Annotated in this window: 1 protein-coding gene; it reads left to right on the forward strand. The window is 39.0% G+C overall.

All coding sequences use genetic code 11. The annotated features are described in order from the left end of the window. The coding region (locus ACHJH3_RS11285; RefSeq protein ID WP_407064892.1) for a hypothetical protein at positions 1-249 on the forward strand (249 nt) is incomplete at both ends.

Here is a 249-nt window from a genome sequence, read left to right on the forward strand (position 1 = left end):
CAACCTAATGCAAGCGGGAATTTCAAAGGTTTATGCCTTTAAGCTTGATAAAGATAGCGAAAATAAAAAGCTCTTAGTCGTAGTTACCGATGACGGTAGTAAGCCTATAGATCCTAAACCTATAGATCCTAAACCGGACAACACAATGTTGCCTTATCCTAAAAACGTAGTTGAAACAACCATAGGAGAGCTAGGAATGCTATCATCTAGCTTAGATCTAGCCTCATCAATGAGTCTTAGCACAGATAG

It is taken from the genome of Campylobacter canis, from assembly GCF_045504005.1.
GTDB classification, from domain to species: Bacteria; Campylobacterota; Campylobacteria; order Campylobacterales; family Campylobacteraceae; genus Campylobacter_A; species Campylobacter_A canis.